The 25,826-nt window shown below is 72.3% G+C and carries 19 protein-coding genes and 2 pseudogenes; 3 read left to right on the top strand and 18 right to left on the bottom strand.

The annotated features are described in order from the left end of the window. Window positions 1-9: 9 nt before the first annotated feature. The 6 genes from panD to ABD691_RS13730 form a co-directional block, all read right to left on the bottom strand. Window positions 10-501, bottom strand: a complete 492-nt coding sequence (gene panD / locus ABD691_RS13705; protein WP_344680023.1) for an aspartate 1-decarboxylase — start codon at window positions 499-501, stop codon at window positions 10-12. Window positions 502-523: 22 nt separating this feature from the next. Next, the gene (panC, locus tag ABD691_RS13710) at window positions 524-1,426 is read right to left on the bottom strand and encodes a pantoate--beta-alanine ligase (protein ID WP_344680025.1); all 903 of its coding nucleotides are present in this window, start codon (window positions 1,424-1,426) and stop codon (window positions 524-526) included. Beyond that, complete coding sequence (locus ABD691_RS13715) at window positions 1,423-2,325, bottom strand: Rossmann-like and DUF2520 domain-containing protein (RefSeq protein WP_344680027.1); 903 nt, start codon at window positions 2,323-2,325, stop codon at window positions 1,423-1,425. The genes panC and ABD691_RS13715 overlap by 4 nt, the downstream gene beginning before the upstream one ends. A gap of 141 nt (window positions 2,326-2,466) precedes the next feature. Further along, entirely contained in the window at window positions 2,467-3,711 is a 1,245-nt protein-coding gene (locus ABD691_RS13720; RefSeq protein WP_344680028.1) for a PrsW family intramembrane metalloprotease, read from the bottom strand. Window positions 3,712-3,765: 54 nt separating this feature from the next. Further along, complete coding sequence (locus tag ABD691_RS13725) at window positions 3,766-5,097, bottom strand: DUF6779 domain-containing protein (protein ID WP_344680029.1); 1,332 nt, start codon at window positions 5,095-5,097, stop codon at window positions 3,766-3,768. A 103-nt stretch (window positions 5,098-5,200) separates the two neighbouring features. Next, entirely contained in the window at window positions 5,201-5,665 is a 465-nt protein-coding gene (locus ABD691_RS13730) for a DUF3180 domain-containing protein (protein WP_344680030.1), read from the bottom strand. A 99-nt stretch (window positions 5,666-5,764) separates the two neighbouring features. On the opposite strand from ABD691_RS13730, the gene ABD691_RS13735 reads away from it, so the two are divergent. Further along, a complete protein-coding gene (locus ABD691_RS13735; RefSeq protein ID WP_344680106.1) occupies window positions 5,765-6,712 on the top strand; it encodes a MerR family transcriptional regulator in 948 nt (315 codons plus the stop codon). A gap of 21 nt (window positions 6,713-6,733) precedes the next feature. Here ABD691_RS13735 and folK read toward each other — a convergent pair whose 3' ends face one another. The 10 genes and pseudogenes from folK to dacB form a co-directional block, all read right to left on the bottom strand. Beyond that, window positions 6,734-7,228, bottom strand: a complete 495-nt coding sequence (gene folK, locus ABD691_RS13740) for a 2-amino-4-hydroxy-6-hydroxymethyldihydropteridine diphosphokinase (RefSeq protein ID WP_344680032.1) — start codon at window positions 7,226-7,228, stop codon at window positions 6,734-6,736. Continuing rightward, window positions 7,225-7,611 carry a dihydroneopterin aldolase gene (gene folB / locus ABD691_RS13745; RefSeq protein WP_344680034.1) on the bottom strand — a complete coding sequence of 129 codons (387 nt, stop codon included), beginning with the start codon at window positions 7,609-7,611 and terminating at the stop codon, window positions 7,225-7,227. Before folB ends, folK begins: the two co-directional genes overlap by 4 nt. Then, window positions 7,604-8,452, bottom strand: coding sequence for a dihydropteroate synthase (gene folP, locus ABD691_RS13750; protein WP_344680036.1), 849 nt, complete (start codon window positions 8,450-8,452; stop codon window positions 7,604-7,606). The genes folB and folP overlap by 8 nt, the downstream gene beginning before the upstream one ends. After that, window positions 8,452-8,793: pseudogene (folE, locus tag ABD691_RS13755) on the bottom strand (GTP cyclohydrolase I); the annotation flags it as partial. The pseudogene folE and the gene folP, both read right to left, overlap by 1 nt. Before the next feature lie 969 nt (window positions 8,794-9,762). Further along, window positions 9,763-10,065: pseudogene (locus ABD691_RS33740) on the bottom strand (GTP cyclohydrolase I); the annotation flags it as partial. Between the two features lie 56 nt (window positions 10,066-10,121). Further along, window positions 10,122-12,419 (bottom strand): ATP-dependent zinc metalloprotease FtsH, encoded by a 2,298-nt coding sequence (ftsH, locus tag ABD691_RS13765; protein WP_344680037.1) that lies wholly within the window; start codon window positions 12,417-12,419, stop codon window positions 10,122-10,124. Between the two features lie 206 nt (window positions 12,420-12,625). Then, complete coding sequence (gene hpt / locus ABD691_RS13770) at window positions 12,626-13,180, bottom strand: hypoxanthine phosphoribosyltransferase (protein WP_344680038.1); 555 nt, start codon at window positions 13,178-13,180, stop codon at window positions 12,626-12,628. 49 nt (window positions 13,181-13,229) lie between these two features. Continuing rightward, window positions 13,230-14,201 carry a tRNA lysidine(34) synthetase TilS gene (tilS, locus tag ABD691_RS13775; protein WP_344680039.1) on the bottom strand — a complete coding sequence of 324 codons (972 nt, stop codon included), beginning with the start codon at window positions 14,199-14,201 and terminating at the stop codon, window positions 13,230-13,232. Between the two features lie 764 nt (window positions 14,202-14,965). Further along, on the bottom strand, window positions 14,966-16,060 hold the full coding sequence (locus tag ABD691_RS13780; RefSeq protein WP_344680040.1) for a zinc-dependent metalloprotease: 1,095 nt from the start codon (window positions 16,058-16,060) through the stop codon (window positions 14,966-14,968). 44 nt (window positions 16,061-16,104) lie between these two features. Then, a complete protein-coding gene (gene dacB / locus ABD691_RS13785) occupies window positions 16,105-19,959 on the bottom strand; it encodes a D-alanyl-D-alanine carboxypeptidase/D-alanyl-D-alanine endopeptidase (protein ID WP_344680041.1) in 3,855 nt (1,284 codons plus the stop codon). Window positions 19,960-20,196: 237 nt separating this feature from the next. Between dacB and ABD691_RS13790 the strand changes: the two genes are divergently transcribed. Then, window positions 20,197-20,685: an inorganic diphosphatase gene (locus ABD691_RS13790; protein WP_344680042.1), complete on the top strand. Its 489-nt coding sequence runs from the start codon at window positions 20,197-20,199 to the stop codon at window positions 20,683-20,685. A 189-nt stretch (window positions 20,686-20,874) separates the two neighbouring features. Here the strand turns inward: ABD691_RS13790 and ABD691_RS13795 are convergent, their stop codons facing one another. Next, complete coding sequence (locus tag ABD691_RS13795; RefSeq protein WP_344680043.1) at window positions 20,875-22,485, bottom strand: MDR family MFS transporter; 1,611 nt, start codon at window positions 22,483-22,485, stop codon at window positions 20,875-20,877. Continuing rightward, complete coding sequence (locus tag ABD691_RS13800) at window positions 22,485-23,003, bottom strand: MarR family winged helix-turn-helix transcriptional regulator (RefSeq protein ID WP_344680045.1); 519 nt, start codon at window positions 23,001-23,003, stop codon at window positions 22,485-22,487. The genes ABD691_RS13795 and ABD691_RS13800 overlap by 1 nt, the downstream gene beginning before the upstream one ends. A gap of 220 nt (window positions 23,004-23,223) precedes the next feature. Between ABD691_RS13800 and ABD691_RS13805 the strand changes: the two genes are divergently transcribed. Next, window positions 23,224-25,821 (top strand): PEP/pyruvate-binding domain-containing protein, encoded by a 2,598-nt coding sequence (locus ABD691_RS13805; protein ID WP_344680047.1) that lies wholly within the window; start codon window positions 23,224-23,226, stop codon window positions 25,819-25,821. Window positions 25,822-25,826: the final 5 nt, after the last annotated feature.

Here is a 25,826-nt window from a genome sequence, read left to right on the forward strand (position 1 = left end):
GGCCCGGTCTCAGTGCTCCGGTTGCTGGAGCAGGGCGTCGAGCTTGGCCGCGTCGTCGGTCTCGGCCGCGGCCTCGGTGATCGCCGAGGTGACCGAGGCGGCGGTGCTGGCCAGCCCGGAACCGGCGGGCGCGTGCCCGGGGTCCTGGCCGCGCTCGACGACCTTGTTGTCGGCGTCGACGAAGACCACCTTCGGCCGGAAGCTGCGCGACTCCAGCTCGTCCATCACCCCGTAGGAGATCAGGATGACCAGGTCACCGGGCTCGATCAGGTGCGCGGCGGCGCCGTTGATGCCGATCACGCCGGAGCCGCGCTCGCCGGTGATCACGTAGGTCTCCAGCCGGGCGCCGTTGGTGACGTCGACGATCGCGACCTGCTCGCCCTCCAGCAGGTCGGCGGCGTCCATCAGGTCCGCGTCGACGGTGACCGACCCGACGTAGTGCAGGTCGGCCTGGGTCACCGTGGCGCGGTGGATCTTGGACTTCAGCATCGTGCGGAACATCGCAGACCTCCTTCGAGGGCCCTCACGGCGTCGGGGCGCCGCCCAGCAGCACCAGAGCGTTGTCGATGAGCCTGGTCTCGCCGACCTTCGCGGCGATCAGCAGGCGGGCCTCGCCTTCCGCGGGCGCGGGCCCGAGTTCGGTGTCGCGCAACTCCAGGTAGTCCACGTCCACCAGCGGTTCGGTGGCCAGCACCTCGCGGGCCGCCGCCAGCACCGCGTCCGCACCGGCGGAGCCGGCGTGCGCCCCGGCGGCCAGCGCCGCGGACAGCGCCAGCGCGGCGGAGCGCTGCTCGTCGGTGAGGTAGACGTTGCGCGAGGACAGGGCGAGCCCGTCGGCGGCGCGGACGATCGGGATGCCCTGGATCGCGGCGTCCAGGTTCAGCTCCCGCGCCATCCGGCGGATCAGCACGAGCTGCTGGTAGTCCTTCTCGCCGAACAGCGCCAGGTCCGGGCGCACGATCCCGAGCAGCTTGGCCACGATCGTGAGCACCCCGGCGAAGTGCCCCGGCCTGCTCGCGCCCTCCAGCTGGTCGCCGAGCGGTCCGGGGTGGACGGTGATCTGCGGGTCGCCGCCGTAGATCTCCTCGTGGTCCGGGGCGAAGACCAGCTCCACGCCCTCGGCGCGCAGCGCGTCGACGTCGGCCTCGAACGTGCGGGGGTAGCGGGTGAAGTCCTCGCCCTCCCCGAACTGCAGCGGGTTCACGAAGATCGACACCACCACGACGCTGTTGGTGTCCCGCCGGGCGCGACGAACGAGCTCCAGATGGCCCTCGTGCAACGCGCCCATGGTGGGGACCAGAGAGATCCGGCGGCCGGTCGCGCGCAGCGCGCGGGTGACCTTCGCCAGCTCCGCCGGACGGCGGTGCACGGTCAGCGAACCCCGGGCGTACCCGGGGCCGGCGCCGGCGTTCTCGGCTGCGGTCATGCCTCCCCCTCGTCCAGCGCTTCGCGCACCTCCACCGAGCGGTCCTCCCGCAGCGCACCGGACCGCACCGCGCGCTCGGCCGTCCGCTTCGCCAGCGCCCGGTACCCGGAGACCACTTCGGGGTCGGCGTCGCGGAGGGCGGCGAGGTGCTCCCGGACGGTACCGGCGTCGCCGCGCACCACCGGGCCGGTGATCGCGCGGTCGCCGAACCGCAGCGCGTTGTCCAGCGACGCCGACAGCAGCGGCGCCATGACCCGCTCCGGGATCTCGACACCGGCCGCGCGCAGCAGTTCCGCGCACTCGTTGACCAGTGTGACCAGGTGGTTCGCGCCGTGGGTGAGGGCGGCGTGGTACAGCTTCCTGGCGGTCTCGGGCACCCGGACCGGCTCCATGCCCAGCTCCAGCGCGAGCGCCTCCCCGACGCTCCAGCCCGCCTCGTCACCGGCGGCGGTGACGGCCATGCACGCGGTCGACAGCCGCTCGACGTCCTCGGCGCGCCCGGTGAAGGTCATGGCCGGGTGCAGCGCGAGCGGCAGCACCCCGATCTCGGCGGCGGGGGCGAGGACGTCGACGCCGTGGGCGCCGGAGGTGTGCACGACGATCTGCCCGGGGCGCAGGGATCCGGTGGCGACCAGACCGCGCGTCAGCCCGGGGATGGCGTCGTCGGGGACGGCGAGCAGGACCAGGTCGGCCTGCGCGGCGACCTCGTCGGGCGGCAGCACCGGCACACCGGGCAGCAGCTCTTCGGCGCGGCGCAGCGACGCGGCGGAGACCCCGGACACCGCGACCACCTGGTGGCCCGCGCGGAGCAGCGCCGCGCCCAGCACGGCACCGACCCGACCGGCGGAAACAACTCCGACCCGCAGCCGGGGGCCCTCTCCACGTCGAGGAGCAGCCACGTTCGTCCTCCTGAGAACCGTTCCAGTCCCGTCTGCCGGGTACCGGACAGCAGCGCGAGAGTAGCCCGAAGTGGACGCGGCTGTGCCATCCGGGTGGCACGCCCCACACCGAAGCGGTCCTGCCGCTTCGGAAGCCTTTCCCTAGCGCCTCGGCGGTTTGCGGAGGTTCATCTGGGTCAGTTCGTGGATCTTGATCCGGGCCGTCTGGATGGCGTGCTGCGTGCCGGCGGCCGACCGGCGCGCCTGCTTGAGCTCCTCGATCAGCTTCTCCCGGCGGGCCCGCCGGACCGCGCTGGTCGTGCGCCCCTCCGACGCCCGGTGCTGGAGGAACGCCAGCTCGGTGACCGCGATCTGGTAGTCCCGCACCGCCTTCGCCGCCTCCGGCCCGGCGCTGCGGCGGACCTTGCGCAGCCAGCCGCGCCTGCCCGCCAGGCTCGCCAGCATGTCGACCTCGCTGCGCACGATCAGCCCGGCGCGTTGCAGCAGCGGCAGCTGCGCGGCGACGATCGTCTGCTCCCGCTTGCGCTGCCAGACCACGCCCCAGAAGGTGCCGAGGAAGATCGGGACCATGATCAGGAAGTAGATGTTGAGGAACTCCACGCCGCCGAGCAGCGTGGACGCGTTCCACACCGCGTGCAGCAGCACCGCCGCGAGGAAGCCGATCACCGGCCACAGCACCCGCAGCCGCTTGCTGCGGGTCCGGGACGCGAGCCCGATGCCGATGCCGACCATCGACGTGAACAGCGGGTGCGAGAACGGGGCGAGCACCCCGCGCAGGATGAACACCGCGACCACCCCGCCGCTGACCCCGCCGAGCCCGCCCTCGGCGAACGCCTTGCCGAAGTACAGGATGTTCTCGGTGAACGCGAACCCGGCCGCGGTCAGCGCCGCGTAGACGATGCCGTCGACCATGCCGTTGAACTCGGACCGGCGGCGGAACCACAGGCCCACCACGAACAGCGCCTTCGCCGCCTCCTCCACCAGCGGCGCCATCACCGCCTGGTTGAAGAACCGGTGGTCGTTGGCCCCCAGCAGCAGGTCGCCGAGGCCGGTCACGGCGTCGTTGAGCAGCAGCGCGCACGCGGTCGCGCCGCCCGCGCCCCACAGGAAGGCCCCGAGCAGCAGCAGCGGCGGTTCCGGTTCCCAGCGGTCGATCCACACGATGGCGGCGAAGACCACCCCGACCGGCAGCAGCGCGGCCACCGCGCCGACGAGCGCGGGCAGCACCCCGACTCTGGACGTGGTCACCCCGACCATCACCAGGCCGCAGATGCCGAGGACGATCAGGCCCGCGATCGGCCACCCGACGACGTGGTGCTTGCGGGTCTGGAGCCTGCGCGCCCCGGAGAGGTCGGATGCCGGTTCCCGAAGATCAGCAGTGGACACGGACAAAACCCTAAAACGCGGACGCCGCCGCCGTTACCGGGCCACCGGGAAACGTCAGTCCTTCCGGCGGCGCCTGCGCTTGCCCTCGCCGTCCCCGCCGTAGGCGGCGAGCAGGTCGCTGACCGAGGTGCCCTCCGCGTGCGCACCGGCTTCGACCTGCGCGGACGCCGCAGCGGGCCGGGCCTTCGCACGTTCCGGCCGGGGCTGCTCGGCGGGACGGGGATCGCCACCCGATGGTTTGGTCCGCGCGGGCTGGGCCGGTTCCGGCCGCTCGTACTGCGCTTTGTCCCGCCGGGGCTGCTCGCCGCGGGCGGGCTGCTGCGGCTTGGGCCGCGGCGGCCGGGTCGGGGGCCTGCGCTGGTCGTCGACGCGGCCGATGATCTCGGTGTTGGCGACGGTTCCGGTCACCTTCCCGGTGACCCCGCCGTTGCCCCCGCCGCCATGCCCGGCAGACCCGCCGGAGGCATGTCCGGCGCTCCCACCGCTGCCATGCCCAGCTGTCCCGCCGCTGACGTGCCCAGCGGTCCCGCCGCTGGCATGCCCAACGGTCTCACCGTTCACATACCCAGCCGTCCCGCCGCTGCCATGCCCGGCGGACCCGCCGCTGACGTGCCCAGCGCTCCCAGCGCTCACATGACCAGCGGACCCGTCGTTCACATGACCAGCCGTCCCACCGGCGACATGCCCGGCGCTCCCACCGCTGCCATAACCAGCCGTCCCGCCGTTGACGTGCCCAGCGGTCTCGCCGTTCACATACCCAGCCGTCCCACCGCTGACGTAGTCGGAACCCCCGCCGCTGACGTGCCCGACGACCTGTCCGGTGGTGTGCCCGGCGGGCAGCTCCCGGCTCCAGCTCTGCTGCACCGCCTGGGCCTGGACCGCCTGCCCCTGGCCTGCCGGCCCGTGATCGGTCAGCGACCGCACCCGGGTGGACTCGGCGCGCAGCGCGATCCGCTCGAAGCGCTCGAACAGCACGTCCCCGCCGAGCATCTGCTCCAGGCTCTCCCGCAGGTTGCGCAGCTCCGCCTTCAGCGCCTGGATCTCGTTGTCGGACTCCTCGGCGGCCTTGCGCCGCGCCTCGGCCTCGGCTTCGGCCTCGAACTCGCGGCGCGCGGCGATCTCGCGCTCCAGCTCCAGCTCGTAGACCCGCTGCTGCTCGGCGGCGCGCCGGTCGTCGTCGGCGACGCGGCCGCGCAGGCGGGCCACCCCGAACGCGCCGATCAGCGCCGCCCACAGCGCCGCGACCAGCCCCAGCTTGAGCAGCCGGGAGTCGTCGCTGAGCACGAGGACCGCTGTCGCCGCGGCGGCCAGGAGCACCGCGCCGACCCACAGCGCCGTCGAGCCCCTCTCCCGGGGCGCTGGTTCGGGACTGCCACCGTCGGACATGGTCACCACGGTACCGGGCGTTTATCTGTTCGAGACCTGGTACCGAGCGAGCGGACTCCACTTTGATCGATTCGGACCAGCGGTGGTGCCGCCGGACGGGTGATCATTCCTCGTCGTCGTAGGGCTCTTCCGGTTCGTCCGGGTTCCGCAGGCAGTTCTCCAGCCACAGCCCGGCGGCGACCAGGGCCGCCGCGCTGATCAGCCCGACCACCGCCGCGGCGGTGTCGGCGTTGGCCGCTTCCACGGTCGCGCGTTCCGGCAGCAGGTAGGCCAGCAGGCCGAGCCACACGCCGCCCATGATCGACCCGGCCAGCGACGACGCCTTCGCCAGCGCGACCGCGCGGGCCGCGGTAAGCGGCTCCACCGGCTCGGTGCCCGGCCTGCGCTTGATCCGCGGGCGCATCACCAGCGCCAGCACCAGGTCGACCAGCGCGATCAGCAGCAGCGTGCCGCCCGCCAGGACCGGCAGCTGCGGCAGCCCGCCGTAGACCAGCCGGACGACCAGGTAGACGAGCACACCCGGAACCAGGGCGGCGGCGATCAGCTGCCGGGGCTGGGTGAAGGACATCTGCTCTCCGTGCCGTGGACCCACGCCTCCAGCATCCCACCCCCGCCGAGCAGAATCCGGCTTGAGTCTCCACCGACTGGAGAGACGAGGGTCATGGACGTGGACGACACCAGGCTGTACACGATCGGCGAGCTGGCCCGGCGGACCGGGCTGAGCGTCAAGACGATCCGGTTCTACTCCGACAGCGGCGTGGTGCCGCCCGCCGACCGCACGCACTCCGGCTACCGGCTCTACGAGGTCTCCGCGATCTCCCGGCTGGAGCTGGTCCGCACCCTGCGCGAGCTGGGCGCGGGTCTCGACGAGGTGCGCAGCGTGCTGGCCAGGGACACCACGCTGCCCCAGCTGGCCGAAACGCACCTCGCGCTGGTCGAGCAGCAGATGCGCCTGCTGCGGACCCGCAGGGCGGTGCTGCGCGCGGTCGTGAAGCTCGGACGAACTACCGAAGAGGTGAGGCTCATGCACAAGCTGGCGCAGATGTCCGACGAGGAGCGCAACCGGCTCATCGACGAGTTCTGGGACGAGACGATCGCCGGTCTCAACGTCGACGCCGAGTTCATCGAGTGGATGCGCTCGGCCAAGCCCAACCTGCCGGACGACCCGTCGTCGGAGCAGGTGGAGGCGTGGATCGAACTGGCGGAGATGGTCCAGGACCCCGACTTCCGCCGCACCGTCCGCGCGCTGAACGAGCAGCAGGCCGCGCTGCGCGACAAGGGCACGCCGACCAGGATGCCCAGCCCGGAACGCGCGCGGCAGATGTGGGAGATCACCGACGCGGCCCGGATCGCGGCCGAGGCCGGGGTGTCCCCGGAATCGGAGCAGGCCAGGGAACTGGCCGACCGGATCGCGACGATGACCGCCGAGGACCAGGGCAGGCCGGACACCCCGGAGCACCGCGAGTCCCTCGCCTCCCAGTACTACGAGCAGCACGACGAGCGGCTGTCCCGCTACTGGGAACTGCTGGCGGCCATCAACGGCTGGGAATCGCACCCCACCACCGCGGCGGCGACGCAGTGGCTTGCCACCGCATTGCGAGCGAGCGTGCGGTAGTCGCTGTTATCAGCGGATCGTTCAACGCAGGACGAGATCGTCCCGTCGGCGGACGGCGTCGATCTCGTCCTGCGGCAGCGCTTCCAGCAACGCCGCGACGGAACCCCGGCCGGGCAGCTGCGCGTCAGGATCGACCGCCAGCCACGGGATCAGCACCGTGGCCCGGTCGGGCGTTCCGGGGTGCGGCAGCAGCAGTTCCGGGTCGTCGCTGCGGACCTCGTCCACCGAGACCACGTCGACGTCCAGCGTGCGCGGGCCCCAGCGCTGCTCCCGCACGCGCTCGGCCGCGCGCTCCAGCTCCTGGCCGCGCCGCAGCCAACCCCAGTGATCGAGCTCTTCCGACTCGACGATCAGCACCGCGTTGAGGAAATCCGGCTGGTCGGTGACGCCCCACGGCGCCGTCTCGTACACCGGCGAAGCCGCGACCAGCACGTCGGCGAAGCCGTCGACCGCCAGCTTCAGGTACCCGAGCCGGTCGCCGAGGTTCGACCCCAGCGACAGCACCGCGCGGCTCATGCCGCGTTCCCCCCGCGACCGCCGCGGCGGGACCGCCGGATCGTCACGGCCACGTCGGCGAAGGTCAGCGGAATGGGCGCCGACGGCTTGTGGATGGTCACCTCGGCGGCGTGGGCGCGCTCGTCGGACATGATGTCGTCGGCGATCTCGGCGGCCACCGTCTCGATCAGGTCCCGCGAGGGCCCCGCGACGATCGCCGCCGCGCGCTCGGCCAGCTCGCCGTAGTGCAGCGTCTGCTTCAGGTCGTCGTCCGCGGCGGCACCCGCGAGGTCGACCCAGACCGTGATGTCGACGAGGAAGTCCTGGCCGTCGCGCTTCTCGTGGTCGAAGACGCCGTGGTTTCCGCGCACCTTCAGCCCGGTCAACGTGATCCGGTCAGCCAACGGGTTCTCCTCCGCTGTTCCACGCCGCGGTGACCGCCACCGCGTCCAACGACGCGACCACGTCGTGCACCCGGACGCCCCAGGCGCCCCGGTCGGCGGCCAGCGCCGACACGACGGCGGTCGCGGTCTCCCGGCCCGACGGCGGGCGCGGGGTGCCCTCGGCATCGGCGAGCAGCCTGCCGAGGAAGCGCTTGCGGGAGGCGCCGACCAGCACCGGGAACCCGAGGCCGAGCAGCACGTCGAGCCGGTGCAGCAGCTGCCAGTCGTGCGCGGCGGTCTTGGCGAAGCCCAGCCCCGGATCGAGCACGATCGCGTCCTCGGCGACGCCGGCGGCCAGCGCCGAGTCGACCTGCTTGAGCAGCTCGTCGCGCACTTCGGCGACCACGTCGGTGTAGGTGGCCAGCGAGTTCATGCTCTTGCTGTGCCCGCGCCAGTGCATCAGCACCCAGGGCAGCCCGGTGTCAGCGGCGACCGCGGCCATCTCCGGATCGGCCAGCCCGCCGGACACGTCGTTGATCATCAACGCCCCGGCCTCGGCCGTCGCCGCGGCGACCCGCGCCCGGGTGGTGTCCACGCTGACCGGAACCCCGGCGGCGACCAGCTCGGCCACCACCGGCAGCACCCGCTCGATCTCGGTGGCCGCGTCGACCCGCTCGGATCCCGGCCGGGTCGACTCCCCGCCGACGTCGATGATGTCGGCGCCCGCCCGGTGCATGTCGACGCCGTGCCGCACGGCCGCCGAGCGGTCGAGGTAGCGCCCGCCGTCGGAGAACGAGTCCGGGGTCACGTTGAGCACCCCCATCACGGCACAGCGCCGGGGGTTCGGGAGCTTGTGGTGCATCAGCTGCCCCTGATCAGCGAGAGCGCCTCGGACCGCGACGAGGCCGAGTCGCGGAAGATGCCCCGCACGGCCGAGGTCGTGGTCATCGAACCGGCCTTGCGGATCCCGCGCATGCCCATGCACAGGTGCTCGGCCTCGACCACGACGATCACCCCGCGCGGTTCGAGCCTGCGCATCAGCGCGTCGGCGACCTGCGAGGTCAGCCGCTCCTGCACCTGCGGGCGCTTGGCGTAGAGGTCGACCAGCCGGGCGAGCTTGGACAGCCCCGTGACCCGGCCCTGCTCGTTCGGGATGTAGCCGACGTGGGCGACTCCGTGGAACGGCAGGAGGTGGTGTTCGCAATTGTGCGTTAGATGTCCATTTATCAGGAATGTCGGATGCGGCTCGCACTTGTAGCTGTAGACCGTGTACGGCTTCGTCCCGGTTGCCTCCACCGGACGCACCGACTCGACCTTGACCCACTCCGACTCGATCAGATCGGTGCGGTGCGACTCCTGCGCGAACCCGTGCCGCAGGATCCAGTCGTCGGCGATCCAGAGGCGCGACGCGTCCGACATCCGCGGCGAGAACCTCGCCCCGATCACCTGGGCAATGTCTTCCAGGAAGCCGGAGTTCATGCTCGCGATCACCCTGCCGCGACCGGTTCGGGACCGGAATCCGTCCCCGTCGACGTAGGCGTCGAGGAAGCCTCGGAACGTGATCTCGTTCGACAGCGCGACCCTGGGAAACCGCTGCCGCTGGTGGTGCGCGTCGCCGCCGACGTACTGGCGCACGAGGTCCGCCAGGTACGACGACACGACCCGCACCCGGAAACCCGCGACCTGCTGCTGCAGGTAACCGGACGGCCGTTCGATCTCCTCGATCTCGGCATCGATGCCGAACGCCTGATCAAGCGCGTAGGCGAAGTTCTTCGCGAAGTCGCGGTCGTTGACCACCAAGGACACGTACCGGTCGCCGACTGTGCCGTCCGAGCACAAGGCACCGAGCACGTAACCGAGGTCGTACCCGACCTTCGGCTGCCAGCGCCGGCGGCACAGCTTCCTCGGTGGCGTCCACTCAACGTAGGTGCCCGCCACGTCCTTGGCCTCCTGCCAACCCTGCGGGGTCGCCAAGGGGTGGTCCGGAGTGACCTGGAACCTGCCCTTCTCCGTGACGACCTCGACGAGTTCGCGCCTCTGGTGCGAGCTGACCTCGACGACCTCGGTCTGCTCGATCTTGCCGTCCACGAGGGTCCAGAAGTGGTCGCCGATGCGCACCTCGCGCGCCTGCTTCGCGCCACCGACCAGGTTGACGACCTGCTTGCTCGGCACGCACTGCGAATACATCGGGATCTCGCGCACCAGCACGAGCTCCTCGTGCGCCTCGTCGAAGGTGCGGTCCAGCACCTCGTCGGGGTCGGTGTAGAGCCCCGCGAACAGCTCCCGGTAGGCGCGGGCCACGCGCGCGGGGGTGTCCCGCAGGCCCTCGCGGTCGGGGTCCTCGCCCGCCGCGAGCAGCAGCTCCCGCACCGCTGCTTCGGCGCGCTGCTGGTCGAACGCGGGCTCGTCAAAAGCGGACCGGTCGGGCCGGGAGTCGTCTCCCGGCCCGACCGGTTCGCCGACCGTGCTGGTCAATTCGTTCGTTCCTCCACCGGTACCGGGCGCGCGAGCGCCGTCGCCGGACTCAGCGGCTACCTGGTGGTGTTGCCGTTGCCGTTCTCCTCGGCCGAGTCCTGGTTCTGCCCGGACTGCGGCGCGCTCTGCTCCGGCTGCGAACCGGACGCCTCACCGCTGGGCTGCCGCTCCCAGGACGGAACCCAGTTGTACTGGCCGCTCGGCTGCGAACCCGACGACGGCGAGGTCGCCGGGGTCCACCCCGGAGGCGCCCCGTAGTTCGGCGGCACCCCCTGCGGGACCTGCTGGCCGGACTGCTGCTGTCCCGGGTGCGGGAACTGCACCGTTCCCGGGTGCTGCTGCCCGTACTGGCCGTTGGCCTGGTTCGGCTGCGCGGCACCGACCGGAGTCGGGGCGGGCGCGGGCTGCTCGGTGACCGGCGGCCACGGCTCGCCGCGTTCCTTGGCCAGCTCGCCGGGCGTCTTGATCGGCGGCTTGTCCGACGGGGTGCGCCCGCCGAAGTCGTTGAACGCGGTGATCCGCGGGCGCTTGACGACCTTGGCGAAGATCCGCTCCAGGTCCTTGCGGACCAGCGTCTCCTTCTCGATCAGCTCCAGCACCAGCTCGTCGAGCACGTCCCGGTAGGTGTTGAGGATCTCCCACGCCTCGGTGTGCGCGGCCTCGATGAGCTTGCGCACCTCCTCGTCGATCTCGTGGGCGACCTCCAGCGAGTAGTTCGGCTGCTGACCGGCGGAGCGGCCCAGGAACGGGTCGCCCTCCTCCTTGCCGTACTTCACCGCACCCAGCCGGGCGGTCATGCCGTACTCGGTGACCATCGCGCGCGCGATCTTGGTGGCCTGCTCGATGTCGCTGGACGCACCGGTGGTCGGCTCGTGGAAGACCAGCTCCTCCGCCGAGCGCCCGCCGAGCGCGAACACCAGCCGCGCGATCATCTCCGAGCGGGTCATCATGTCCTTGTCGTCCTCGGGGACGACGAGGGCGTGCCCGCCGGTGCGGCCTCGGGGCAGGATCGTCAGCTTGTAGACCGGCTCCAGGTCGGGCATGGCCCACGCGGCCAGCGCGTGCCCGCCCTCGTGGTAGGCGGTGATCTTCTTGTCCCGCTCGGAAATGATCTTGCTCTTCCGGCGCGGACCACCGATGACCCGGTCCACCGACTCCTCCAGGGCGGCGGCGGTGATCAGCTGCCCGTTCTCCCTGGCGGTCAGCAGCGCGGCCTCGTTGACCACGTTCTCCAGGTCCGCGCCGGAGAAGCCGACGGTGCGCTTGGCCAGGCCGTCGAGGTCGGCGTCCTGGGCCAGCGGCTTGCCCTTGGAGTGCACGCCCAGGATCGCGCGGCGACCGCGCAGGTCCGGCGCGGAGACCGGGATCTGCCGGTCGAACCGGCCGGGGCGCAGCAGCGCGGGGTCGAGGATGTCGGGGCGGTTGGTCGCGGCGATCAGGATGATCCCGCCGCGCGAGTCGAACCCGTCCATCTCGACCAGCAGCTGGTTCAGCGTCTGCTCGCGCTCGTCGTGACCGCCGCCGAGGCCGGCGCCGCGCTGGCGGCCGACCGCGTCGATCTCGTCGACGAACACGATGCACGGCGCGTTCTGCTTGGCCTGCTCGAACAGGTCGCGCACCCGGGAGGCGCCGACGCCGACGAACATCTCGACGAAGTCGGAACCGGAGATCGAGTAGAACGGCACCCCGGCCTCACCGGCCACGGCGCGCGCGAGCAGCGTCTTGCCGGTGCCCGGCGGGCCGTAGAGCAGCACGCCCTTGGGGATCTTCGCGCCCAGGGCCTGGTAGCGGCCCGGGTTCTGCAGGAAGTCCTTGATCTCGTGCAGTTCCTCGACGGCCTCGTCCGCGCCAGCGACGTCGGTGAACAGCGTCTTGGGCATGTCCTTGGTCAGCTGCTTGGCCTTGGACTTGCCGAAGTTCAGGACGCGGTTCCCACCGCCCTGGACGTTGTTCATCATCCACATCAGCAGCAGCACCAGCAGGCCGATGGGGATCAGGTAGAACAGCATCTGCACCCAGAAGGAGTCCTGGGTGACCTTGGTGTTCCAGCTGGGCACCTCGGCCTTGCGGATCTCCTCGACCATCTGGTCGGTGGAGCCCGCCGGGTACTGCGCGATCAGCTGCGAACTGCCTTCGAAGGTCTGGTCACGCTTGAGGGTCAGGCGAACCCGCTGCTCCTTGTCCTCGATGGTCGCTTCCTCGACCTTGCCCTGCGCGATCTGCGCCAGAGCCTGCGAGGTCGAGACTTCGCGGTAGTTGCGAGTCTCGTCGAAGAGCACGCTGAAGGCATAGATCAGCAGGAATGCTGTCAAGATCCATAGCAGCGGGTTCCGGAGAAGGCGCTTTCGGTCCATTCAATTACGGCCGTCGGGCGGCCTCGACCCTCCCTGACTGTCACTTCGGGCTACGGCACACTTCGCCACCGCCGTCAACCCCTTCAGACCAGCGTACCGGCCGATACGACCGCACGACTACGCCGAGCATCACGCAGGACTGCCAGCGTACCTCGCACGATACCGCCGACCGGGACACAGGGCGGGCGTTCAGGCACGAACAGCGATCAGACCCCCGAGGTGTAGACCTTGGGATCGAGGGTGCCGATGTAGGGCAGATCACGGTAGCGCTCCGCGTAGTCGAGGCCGTAACCCACCACGAACTCGTTGGGGATGTCGAAGCCGACGTAGCGGACCGGCACGTCGACCTGCACCGCGTCCGGCTTCCGCAGCAGCGTGCAGACCTCCAGCGAGGCCGGGTTGCGCGAGGCGAGGTTCTTCAGCAGCCAGGACAGGGTGAGGCCGGAGTCGATGATGTCCTCGACGATCACCACGTCGCGGCCCGCGATGTCCCGGTCGAGGTCCTTGAGGATGCGCACCACACCGGAGGACGACGTCGACGACCCGTACGAGCTGACCGCCATGAACTCCAGCTGCGCCGGCTGCGGCAGCGCCCTGGCGAAGTCGGTCATGAACATGACGGCGCCCTTGAGCACCCCGACCAGCAGCAGGTCGCCTTGCCCGTCCCGGTGGTCCTCGGCCACCTGCTTGGCCAGCTCGCCGACCTTGTCGTTGATCTGCTGCTCGGTGATGAGCACGGAGGCAATGTCGCCCTCGTACACCCCGGATCCCCTCTCCCGATTCGGTGAGCGTTCACGACATTCTCACCGATCAGCCACTCGGCGGTTCCCCCACCGCTTCCACCTGAAGCGTCCCATGCGCCCGGCGCAGGACAAAGCCGCCCGGCAACGCATGTGGTCCCTGTCCCTTCCAGTTGCCGACAAGCTCGTCGGCTGATCTCAGGTGCGCGTCGCTGAGCTCCGGGACGCCCCGGTCGAGCAGCCATTCCCGCAGCACCCGCCGCCGCAGCGCGGCGGGCTCGGCGGCCAGCGCGCCGGCGTCGATCAGCCCGCCGGACTCGACCCGCCCGCGCAGCCCGGCGGCCACCACCTCCAGCGCGTCGGCGTCCTCCCGCAGCTGCGCCGCGGTCCGCGCGAGCGCGGCCCCGACCCCGCCCTGGAGGACGTCTTCGAGGAGCGGGAGGACTTCGGCGCGCAGCCGCACCCGGGTGAACCGGGGATCGGCGTTGTGCGGGTCCTGCCACGGCTGGAGCCCGAGCGCGGCGCACGCGGCCTCGGTGGTGGCGCGCGTGATCCCCAGGAACGGGCGGGCCCACGGCGGATCCAGCGCCCGCATGCCCGCGAGCGACCGCGCCCCCGAACCGCGCCCGAGCCCGAGGAGCACGGTCTCGGCCTGGTCGTCGCGGGTGTGCCCGAGCAGGACGAGCGAGTTGGCCGGACGCGCGGCCTCAAGCGCCGCGTACCGCGCCCGCCGCGCGGCGGCCTCCGGCCCGCCGGGTCCGTCGACCGACACCGGCACGACCCGTGCGGTGTCGCAGCCGAGTTCCGCGAGCTGCTCGGCGGCCCGCGCCGCGACAGCGGCGGAGCCGGCCTGGAGACCGTGGTCGACGACCACGCCGTGGACCGGGAGGTCCGCGCGGCGCGCGCAGTGCGCGGCGGCGGCGGCGAGCGCCAGCGAGTCGGCTCCGCCGGAGCACGCGACGAGCAGCGCGTCGCACGACGCCTCCGCCAGCAGGCGGCGGACCGCGGAGCGGGTGGCGCTGACGGCGGGAGCCGGGGTCACGGCGACATTGTCGCCGACCCGGGGGCGGCGGTTCCGGCGAAGCCGGGGGTGGCGCAGGTGGAGTGGCGAAGCCGGGCGCGGCGAAGCCGGGGCGGGCGGTTCTGGCGCAGCCGGGCGAGACGCAGCCGGGGGCGGCGAAGCCGAGGCGGCGAAGCCGGCAAGACTCAGCCGGGCGCGGCGCAGTTGAGATGGCGCAGCCTGGGGCGGCGCAGTCGGGTGAGGCGAAGCCGGGCAAGACGCAGCCGAGGTGGCGAAGCCGGGCGAGGCACAGCCGAGGTGGCGAAGCCGGGCGAGGCACAGCCGAGGTGGCGAAGCCGGGCGAGGCACAGCCGAGGTGGCGAAGCCGGGGCGGCACAGCCGGGCGAGGCGAAGCCGGGATGGGCCAGCCGGGGAGGCGCAGCCGGGGTGGGCGGTTCTGGCGAAGCCGGGAAGGGCAGCCGGGGGCGGAGTCGGTCGAGCAAGACGCAACCGGGACTGCGCAGCCGGGATGGGCCAGCCAGGCGAGACGCAGCCTGGGGCGGCGCAGCCGAGGTGGCGAAGTCAGGGCGGGCGGTTCCGGCGAAGTCGGCGGGCAGGCGGTTCTGAAGGAAGCCGCCGGGCGAGGCGACCGGTCCTGCGCTGCGTAAGTCCGATTCTGCGCTGGCCAGGTCCGGTCCTGCGCTGGCCAGGTCCGGTCCTGCGCGCCGCAGGTCCTCCTGCGGACTGCGCGCGAAGCCGGTACTCCCCGAAACCCCCCGCCGCCTCGCGGTTCCGCGCGAGCCGGATCAGCCGTGGATGCGGCGGATCCAAGCCCCGGGATCGGTGATCTCGGACCGCAGCGGCAGGTGCTCGGGCGAAGCCCACACGGCGTTGAACCCGTCCATCCCGACGGCGTCCACGACGTGCCGGGTGAACGCCGCACCCTGCGCGTACTGCCGGATCTTGGCATCGACACCGAGCAGGCTGCGCAGGATCCGGTCGAACAGGCTCCCGCCCTTGCGGCGCTCGGTGAACCGCTGCCGGATGGTCGCGACGCTGGGCACCACCCGCGGCCCGACGGCGTCCATCACGTGGTCGGCGTGGCCCTCCAGCAGGGTGGAGATGGCGATGATCCGGTCCAGCGCCGCGCGCTGCCGCGGCGACTGGAGCAGCTCGATCACGCCGAGCATCCCCGGGCTGGAGTCGCCGCGCCCGGCCCGGACCTCGCGCAGCACGGCGGGCAGCCTGCCGAGCAGGTCACCGGTGGTGCCGTCCATCTCGGTCAGCAGCTCGCCGAGGCTCGCCGCGAAGTGGTCGCGCAGCCAGGGGACGGCGGTGAACTGCAGCCGGTGCGTCGACTCGTGCAGGCAGACCCACATCCGGAAGTCCTCGCCGGGCACCTCCAGCGACCGCTGCGCGGCCACGATGTTGGGCGCGACGAGCAGCAGCCGCCCGGGCCCGCCGCGTCCGTCCGCGTCGAAGGGGTCGTACTGGCCGAGCACCTTGCCGCCCAGGTAGGCCAGCACCACGCCGGCCTGCATCCCGGCGCCCCGGCTGCCGAGCGCGCCGAGCACGTCCACCGCACCGCGCTCAGCTCTGTCCGATGTGGACAGAGCAGCCTCGGTGAGCCGCGCGAGCCCGCGCGCCGCGCCGCGCACCCAGTCCGGGCGGTCGACGACGTCGCCCTCCAGCACCGGCAGGTGCGCGCCGAGCCCGGTCAGCTCGCGCACGTGGGTCTCGGCCTCGACGCTGGCCAGCCGCAGCGACCGGACCGCGTGCTCGGCCTCCGCGCGCGGCACCTCAGGTCCGGGCTTCATCAGCCGGATGGCGGTGCTGACCGCCACGTTCCAGTCCAGCGGCGCCTCGGTCCGCGGGGGCAGGGTGGACGGTCGAGCATTCACACGTTCGACCGTACCCCGACGGGTGGCCCCGGTATACCGCTCGATCAGTCGCAGCCGCAGTTACGCAGCGCGATTGCGAGATCGTCGAGGGCCGGGCGGGCCTCCCGCGCCATGGTCCCGTTCGACATCAGCGCGAACGCCAGCAGCCGCCCGCTCTTGGTGACCACCGTTCCCGCGAGGCTGTTCGCGCCGTCCAGGGTCCCGGTCTTGGCCCGGACCCAGCCCCGGCCGGAGCTGCCCTGGTAGCGGTCGGCGAGGCTGCCGCTGCCCGCGGCGACGGGCAGCCCGGGCAGCTCGGCGCGCAGCTTCGCGCTCCGGGGAGCCAGGCCGCCTTCCGGACCGGCGGGAGCGGTCGCGGCGCCCAGCAGCGAGCCGAGCAGCTGCGGGGTCACCCGGTCGTCGAGGGAGAGGCCGCTGCCGTCGACCATGGCCGATCCGGAGAGGTCGAAGCCCTCGCGCTGGAGCACGTCGCGCACCGCCTTGGCCGAGCCGGCGAACGACGGCTCGTTGCCGGTGGCGATCGCGACCTCCCGGGCCAGCGTCTCGGCGAGCACGTTGTCGGAGTGCTGCAGGACGATCTCGACGAGGTCCTGCACCGGAGGCGACTGCACCTCGCCGAGCGCCTGCGCCTGCGGCGGCGCGGTGCCCTCGGAGACCATGCCGCTGCCGACGCCCAGGCGTTCGGCCAGCTCCTGCCCGGCCTGCAGGCCGGGCGTCTGCGTGCGGGGGCTGTTCGCCGCGGTCGGGTTGTTCCTGCCGCCGTCGAGCATCACGGACTCGATCGGCGCGACGAAGCCGATGCCGATGTCCTCCGGGAGCCAGCCGGGCGCGATCTTCGGGCCGGTGTAGCGGCTGGTGTCGACGTAGATCCGGCTCACCGAGCCGCCGGTGGCGGCGCGCACCTGGTTCGCCAGGTCGTCGAGCTTGGCCGCGCCGGGGTAGACGGACTCCTGGCCCGCGGGAAGCGACGACAGCGTCGAGTCGCCGCCGCCGACCAGGACGACGCTGCCCGGTTCCGGCCCGCGGACCACCTTGGTGCTCAGGCGCTGCTGGTGGTCCAGTGCGAGCAGCGCGGCGCTGGTGGTCAGCAGCTTGCCGGTGGACGCGGGCGTGAGCGGCTGCTTGGCGTTCTGCTGCCAGACCACGTCGCCGGTCTCGGCGTCGACGACGGTGCCCGCGAACGTCCCCAGCGCCGGGTTGGCCAGCGGACCGGCCAGCGCGGCCCCGATGCCCTGCTGCGTCGGAACGGGCGCGGAGCTGGCGAGGGGCCGGATCTGCGGGGTGAGCCGCACCGGCGCGGGCGGGTCGGCGATCTGGGCGGCGGACAGCCGCTCGACCAGCGCGGGGCCGAAGGCGATGCCCAGGCCCAGGCCGACGACCAGCACCAGCGCGACCGCGATCAGCCCGCCGCGACGGCGCTTGCGCGCGGGTTCGGCGGGTTCGGGCGGGGTTTGCCGGGTGGGCTGGGGCTGGGCTTGCGGGTGTGCGGCGGGTTGGCCCTGCGGCGGGGGCGTCGTGAAGTGGCCTTGCGGCGGGAGGCCGTTTTGGCCCTGCGGTGGGAGGTCGTTTGGGCCCTGCGGTAGGACGCCGTTTTGGCTCTGCGGTGGCAGGCCGCTTTGGCTTTGGTGCGGGAGACCGTTTTGGCCTTGGTGCGGCGCCGGGTGCTGGGTTTGCGGTGCCGGGGACTGGGTTTGCGGCTGCCCCTGCGGAGGAAGGCCCGGCACGAGACCGGACTGGCCTTCCGACGGCACGGCCCCCTGCGGCGAGGTGGACTCGCTGTCGGACGGAGCGGGCTGCTCCTGAGCCGGGCGCGGAGCGGGCGGGACCAGCGGGATCTGCTGGGTCCGCGCGGCCTCCGGCTCCGGCTGAGGCTTCCGGACCGGCTGGGTCTGCTGGGTTTGCTGGGTCGGCTGGACTTGCTGGGTCGGCCCCGGCTGCGGCTGCTGGCCTGGCTGCGTTTGCTGGCTCGACTGCGGCTGTTGGGTCGGCGCCTGCTGGGTCTGCTGCGGCGGCTGGACGACCGGAGCCTGCCCGGTGAGCGCGGCGAAGTCGTGCGGCTGCGCGGCCCGCGGCGGCGGCTCATCGAAGTCCGGCCGCGGGAACTGCTGGGTCTGCTCGGCCGGAGCGACCGGCGGCACGACCGGGATCTGGGTCGTCGGCGGCCCGTCGGACTTCGACGGTCCGGCGGGCTGGGATGGTCCGGCTGGCTCGGATGGTCCGGCGAGCTGGGACGGTCCGCCGGGCGCGGTTGGTCCACCGGGCGCCGATAGGTCGCCGGGCTTGGACGGGTCATCGGGCTGCACCGAAGCGCCGACCTTCGACGGACCGGGATCGGTCGCAGGACCGGAGTCCAGCGACGAGTCGGCCTCGACGCGACTGATCTGCTGCGTCTCCTCGACCCGAGGAATCTGCTGGGTCAGCTCGGCCCGGCTGATCTGCTGGGTCTCCTCGACCCGGCTGACCCGCTGCGCCTCTTCGGCCCGGCTGACCTGCTGCGTCTGTTCGACGCGGCCGATCTGCTGGGTTTGCTCGACCGCAGCAGGGGGTTCAGCCGCAGCAGGCTCCGCCGCCGGAGTCTCGGGGGCCGCAGGCTCGGCAGCACCGGTCTCGGTGGCGGGAGTCTCTGTGGCGTCGGGCTCCACCGCCGAAGCCTCGGCGGCCGGAGTTTCTGTGGCCGGGGCCTCGGCGGCCGCAAGCTCGGCGGCAGCAGCCTTGGTGGCCGCAGACTCGGCGGCATCAGGCTCGGTGGCCGCAGGCTCAGCGGCAGCAGGCTCCGCCGCCGAAGCCTCGGTGGCGGGAGTCTCGGCGGCGCCGGTCTCGGCGGCGCCGGTCTCGGTGACCAGAGTCTCGGCGGTCGGAGTGGCCGGGGCCTCGGCGGCCGACGTGTCAGCTGCCGGAGTGTCGGTGGCAGCCTCGGCCGCAGCTGTCTCCGCAGCGGGTGTTTCGTCGGTGAGTGTTGCGGCAGCAGGCGTTTCGGCGGCCGGAGCCCCAGCCGCTGGAGCCCCAGCCGCGGGAGCTTCGACATCGGGGGCTTCGTCGGCGGCAGGCTCGTCCGCGGGAGCCTCGACGGCCGGAGTCTCGGCTGCATCGGGCTCGGCGGTGGGAGTCTCCGCAGCCGGAGCTTCGGCAGCCAGAGCTTCGGCAGCCAGAGCTTCGGCAGCCAGAGCTTCGGCAGCGGGAGCTTCGTCAGGGACAGACTCGTCGGCAGCAGCTTCGGCAGCAGCAGCTTCAGTCGCAGCAGCTTCGGCAGCGGGAGCCTCGGCCGCCGGAGTCTCGGTCGCGGCAGGTTCGGTCGCCGACGGCTCCTCCGCAGGAGCTTCGGCGGCATCGGACTCAGCCGGAGGGGGCTCAGCAGCTGGCGTCTCGTCGGCAGGGGTCTCGGCTGCGGCAGGGGGCTCGGCTGCGGCAGCCGGTGTCTTGGCAGCAGGCTCGGTCGCCGAGCTCTCGTCGGCGGCGGGCTCCGCGGCCGGAGCCTCGGAAGGCTCGGCGGCGGCAGACTCGGCAGGGGTCTCGGCGGCTTCCGTCTCCTCGGCAGTCCCGGCGGCCGCGGCGGGCTCCGGCTCTTCCGCAGCTCCAGCAGGTTCGGTCGGCTCCGCAGGCTCGGGCTCATCCGCAGACTCGGCCGCTTCGGCCTCGGCTTCAGCGGACTCGGACCCCTCGGTGCCAGTGGTCCCGGGCTCCTCAGCGGGCGCCGGCTCGTCAGCAGATTCGGCGGCAGGTTCGGCGTCGCCAGCCTCATCGCCAGCGCCGACCTCGTCTACGCCCGCCGCCTCCGCCTCCGCAGCCCCCGCGCCGGAAACAGCCCCGGCCGCGGCCTCCGCCTCGGCGGCGGTCGGCCAGATCTCCTCCGCCACGTCGGGGGAAGCCACCTCACCCCGGGTGTTCTGGGGTTCCGGCACGTGTTCCTCCTCGACGGGCCGCTGCGGACGCACTCACCGAGCCGCGTTCCGATCCCACACCCGGTTCACCCCCGGACGAGTGACCGGTACCGGACTCCGACACAGCCCGGAACCAGGCTCCCAGATGCGAGCTCCCGCACTGCGGTGGGGCTCCGGCGACTCGCGTGGTCCACACTAGACGTGGCTGCTCGTGGCGAGCGGGTGGCCGCATCCGACGCAAGACGAGTGAGGAACCGCGTGGACTTCGACGTCACGATCGAGATCCCCAAGGGGAACCGGAACAAGTACGAGGTGGACCACGAGACGGGCCGGATCCGTCTCGACCGGACGCTGTTCACCGCCACTCAGTACCCGGCCGACTACGGGTTCATCGAGGACACCCTCGGCGAGGACGGCGACCCGTTGGACGCCCTGGTGCTGGTCCAGGAACCGACGTTCCCGGGTTGCCTGATCAAATCCCGCGCCATCGGCATGTTCCGGATGCGCGACGAGAAGGGCGGCGACGACAAGGTCATCTGCGTTCCGTCCGACGACCCCCGGCAGGAGCACCTGCGCGACATCCACCACCTGGCCGAGTTCCACAAGCTGGAGATCCAGCACTTCTTCGAGGTGTACAAGGACCTGGAGCCGGGCAAGAGCGTGGAGGGCGCGACGTGGGTCGGCCGCACCGAGGCCGAAGAGGAGATCAAGCGCTCCTACGAGCGGGCCAAGAGCCAGGGGCACTGAAAAGCCCAGCAGGACGGCTGAAGCCCTCACCCGCGGAGTTCCGGGTGAGGGCTTTTCGCTGTCCGGGTTGTCCACAGCCTCCCGAGTTGTCCACAACCCACAGAACTATCCACAGGACTTACCGAGTTCTCCACAGAGTTCCGGAGTTGTCCACAAGCCTGTGGACAACTCCGGAACTCATCCACAGCCTCAGTCGAGGCGGATGTTGCGCAGGAACCAGGTCAGCACGAACGCGATGACCATCACGCAGCCGCCGACGAAGAACACGGTGTCCATCGCGCTGGCGAAACCCTCCAGCACCGGCCGCGCCAGCCTCGGGTCCAGCCCGTAGAGGAACGACGTGTCGTTGAGGTCCGGCGTCGCACCGCTCTGCATCGCCGACAGGAACGCGTGGTTCGCCGGGTCCGCCAGCACCGCGGGATCCCGCATCGCCGCGGCGAACTCCGGCCCGGTCGACCGCATGGCGTCGGCGATCCGCCCGCCGACGGTCGAGAACAGGATCGACAGGAACGCCGCCGCACCGACAGTGCCGCCGGTCTGCCGGAACAGGTTCACCGACGCCGTCGCGACACCGAGATCCGTGCGGGTCGCGTCGGCCTGCACGACCAGCGTCAGCGTCTGCATCAGCAGACCGAGCCCGGCGCCCATCACCAGCGCGGTCGCCCCGACCTGCACCAGCGAGGTGTCCACGGTCAGCAGGCTGAACAGCAGCAGCGACACGGTCATCACCGCCGCACCGATGATCGGGAACGCCTTGAGCCGACCGGTCTGGGAGATCAGCTTGCCCGCGACGATGTTGGCCGACAGGATCCCCGCCGTCATGGTCAGCATCAGCATGCCGGACTCGGTGGGCGTGAGGCCCTTGACGATCTGCAGGTACAGCGGCATGGACATCAGGCCGCCGAACATCCCGATGCCGACGATGAAGTTGAGGATGTTGCCCAGCCGGAACGACGGCTGCCGGAACATCCGCAGCGGCAGCAGCGCCTCCTCCCCCATCCGGCGTTCGGCCAGCACGAACAGCACCAGGCCGACCGCGCCGAGGCCGTACATGGTCACCGAGGCGGTCGAGCCCCAGCCCCACTCGCGGCCCTGCTCGGCGACCGTCAGCAGCGGCACCAGCAGCACGACCAGCGCCGCCGCGCCCCAGTAGTCGATCCGGTGCCGCACCCGCTCGGTCGCCACGTTGAGGACCTTGGCGACCACCACCAGCGCGATCAGCCCGACCGGGATGTTCACCAGGAACACCCAGCGCCAGCCCGCGAACCCGAGGAAGCTGTCCATCCCGGAGAACAGCCCGCCGATCACCGGGCCGACGACGCTGGCGATGCCGAAGACCGCCATGAAGTAGCCCTGGTACTTGCTGCGCTGCCGGGCCGGGATCATGTCCGCGATGATCGTCAGCGCCAGCGACATCAGGCCGCCGCCACCGAGGCCCTGGATGGCGCGGAACGCGGCGAGCTCGTAGATCGAGTTCGCGATCCCGCACAGCACCGATCCGACCAGGAACAGCGAGATCGCCGTCAGGTAGAGCGGCTTGCGGCCGTAGATGTCGGAGAGCTTGCCGTACAGCGGTGTGGTGATGGTGGAGGCGATCAGGTAGGCGGTGGTGACCCACGCCTGCGCGGTCTGGCCGTGCAGCTCGTCGGCGATCACCCGGATCGCGGTGCTGACGATGGTCTGGTCGAGGGCACCGAGGAACATGCCCAGCATCAGTCCGGTCAGAACGGTCAGGATCTGCCGGTGCGTCAGCCCCACGCCGGGTGACGCGGGTGCGGCCCGCTCGGCCGTGTCCGACATCAGTTCTCCCCTCTCGGCGCCGTTTCCGGCGCTGGGCCGAGGTACGGCCCGTGTTTCGTCATCGCGGCCAGCAGGTCCGGCAACGCCTGCTCGTACTCGTCGACGAAGCGGCCCAGCAGCGAGGCCAGCGCCTCCCGGTCCGCGCGGGACCAGCCGCGCAGCAGCTCCGACACCAGCTCGTCGCGCCGCCGCCGCATCTCCGCCAGCCACCGCAGGCCCCGGTCGGTGACCGCAAGCGGGCTGGCCCGCTTGTCGACCGGGTCGACAGTCCGCTCGACCAGGCCGTCGCGGACCAGCTGCGCGACGTGCCTGCTGATCGTCGACGGGTCCACGTGCATCGCCTCCGCGAGCGCGTTGGACCGCAACGGGCCGTCGGCCGCGAGCCGCTTGAGCATGATGAAGCTCGCGCGGTCCGCGCCGATCCGAGCGGCGTGCATGTCCACGTGGCTGGACAGCCTCCCGAGCCTGCCCAGCGCCTCGGCCACGCCGCCGACGCCGGCCAGCAGGTCCGCGTCCAACTCAAGTCCCCCGACCCCAGTGCGGTCCGCCGAAGCGATGCCCTTGTTTGCGGCAACCAACTAGTTGCCGGGCACAAGCATGCATCGGCCATCCCGGCCCGGCAACCAGGTTTTCTGTGCGCTCGACCACGAGCGGAACAAGTAATTCAACGCACGTTGATTTGACGGCAACCGGCGCGCTACCTTTCCAGCAGGACACCGAAGTCCCCGGGAGGCGGCCATGAGCACGCTCGACACCGAAGTCCTGCTCGACCTCGCCGCGGTCGACGCGGACATGGGCGAACTCGTCGGCGGCAAGGCCGCCAACCTCGGCGAGCTGCTGGCCGCCGGAGCCGCGGTCCCGCCCGGCTTCTGCCTCACCACCCGCTGCTACGACGAGGTCTGCGCGCCCGCGGTCGCCGAGCTGCTGCCCGGCCTGCCCGGCACCGCGCCGGAGATCCGCGACCGGCTCGCGCGGGCCGAGCTCCCCGCCGCGCTGGCCGACGCCGTCACCGCCGCCTACGCCCGGCTCGGCACCGACGTGCCGGTCGCGGTCCGCTCCTCGGCCACCGCCGAGGACCTGCCGCACGCCAGCTTCGCCGGCCAGCAGGACACCTACCTCAACGTGATCGGCCCGGACCAGCTGCTCACCGCGGTCCGGCACTGCTGGAGTTCACTGTGGACGGACCGGGCGGTCGCCTACCGGGACGCCAACGGGATCGACCACCGCGCGGTGCGGCTGGCGGTGGTCGTGCAGCGGATGGTCGACGCCGAGGTCTCGGGCGTGCTGTTCACCGCCAACCCGGTCACCGGCCGCCGCGGCGAGGCCGTCATCGACGCCAACACCGGCCTCGGCGAGTCGGTGGTGTCCGGCGCGGTGAACCCGGACCACTTCGTCGTCGACACCGCCACCGGCTCGGTGCTCTCCCGGGAACCGGGCGAGAAGACCGTCAGCGTCCGCCCCGCCCCCGGCGGCGGCACGCGGACCGTCGCGGGCGATGGCGGGCTGTCGCTGGACGACGACCAGCTGCGGGCGCTGGCGGCGGCCGGGGAGAAGGCCGAGAGCCACTTCGGCGCGCCGCAGGACGTCGAGTGGGCGATCGACGCCGAGGGCGTGCCGTGGCTGACCCAGTCGCGGCCGATCACCACGCTCTTCCCGCTGCCGCAGGAAAAGCTCGACGACCTGCGGGTCTACTTCTCGGTCAACGTCGCGCAGGGCGTCTACCGGCCGATCACGCCGATGGGCGCCGCGGTGATGCGCACGGCCGCGCGCGGGTTCATGCGCCGGGCCGGGCTCCCGGTCGACCAGGACTCGCCGCCGATGTGGCGGCAGGTCGACGGCTGGCTGTTCTTCGACGTCGGCGGGGTGGTCCGGCACCCGCTGGGACGCCGGATCTTCCCGAAGCTGCTGGCGATGATGGAAGCCCGGACCGGCCGGGTCCTCGCCCGCCTGCTCGACGACCCCCGGCTCGCGGTCGGCCGCCGCTCGCCGTGGCCGCTGGTGCGCAGGCTCGCCGGGATCGCCCTCCGGCTCCGCGCGCCGGTCGCCGTCGCGCGCACGCTCGCCCGCCCGGACACCGCCCGCGAGCACGCCTTCGGCATCGCCCGCGAGATCCGCGCGGAGCTGGCGCGACCGCACCCCGCGACGACCCGGGCGGCGTTGGAGTCCGCGCGCTGCGCGCTGGAGGACGTCGTCACGCCGAGGCTCGCCCCGCTGGTGCCGAAGCTGTTCACCGGGATCGTCCTCAGCCGCCTGATGCCGTCGATCCTCGGGCCGGAGGTGTCGGCGGAGGAGGCGCAGATCGTGCTGCGCGGCATCCCGCACAACGTCACCACCGAGATGGACCTGGAGCTGTGGCGGCTGGCGCAGCAGGTCGGCGACGCCGACGACCTGGCCACCGCCTACCGCGACGGCACCCTGCCGCCTTCTGTCCAAAGTGGACTTGAGGCGTTCTTCGCCGAGCACGGGCACCGCGCGGTCGCCGAGATCGACGCCGGGATGCCGCGCTGGGCGGAGGATCCGCGGCAGGTCTTCGACCTGATCGGGAACTACGTCCGCACCGCGGCGACCGGCCATTCGGCCGAGGAGCAGTACCTGCGAGGAGTCCGCGAGGCCGAGGCGAAGGCCGAGGAGATCGTCGGCAGGCTCGGCCCGGTCCGCGCCCGGATCGCGGCGTTCACGATGAACCGGGTGCGCGCGATCGTCGGCATCCGGGAGATGCCGAAGTTCTGCCTGGTGCTGGGAATCGCGCACGCCCGGCGCGAACTCCTCGCCGTGGGGGCGGATCTGGCCGCGGCGGGCCGGCTCGACCGCGCCGAGGACGTCTTCTTCCTCGACTTCGACGAGGCGGAGCGGGCCGTCGGCGGTGCCGACCAGCGGGCGCTGGTCGCGCAGCGGCGCGAGGTGCACGAGCGGGAGCTGCGCCGCAGGCACCTGCCCCGGCTGCTGCTCTCCGACGGCACCGAGCCGGAGGCGACGATGCCCGCCGAGACCGTTCCGGGCGCGCTGTCCGGGACCTCCGCGTCGGCGGGCACGATCACCGGCACCGCGAAGGTGGTGCGCGATCCGGTCGGCGCGCGGCTGGAGCCCGGGGAGATCCTGGTGGCTCCGTCCACCGATCCCGGCTGGACACCGCTGTTCCTGACCGCGGGCGGGCTGGTCATGGAGATGGGCGGGCCGAACTCGCACGGCGCGACGGTCGCCCGCGAGTACGGGATCCCGGCGGTGGTCGCCGTGCCGGACGCGACGACCACGATCCGCACCGGGGACCGGATCACCGTGGACGGTTCGGCCGGCCTGGTGCACCTCCCCGAGCACGACGACGGCCCCCGCCGCTGAGGCGA

The sequence above is a fragment of the Saccharopolyspora taberi genome, from assembly GCF_039534165.1.
GTDB lineage: Bacteria > Actinomycetota > Actinomycetes > Mycobacteriales > Pseudonocardiaceae > Saccharopolyspora_D > Saccharopolyspora_D taberi.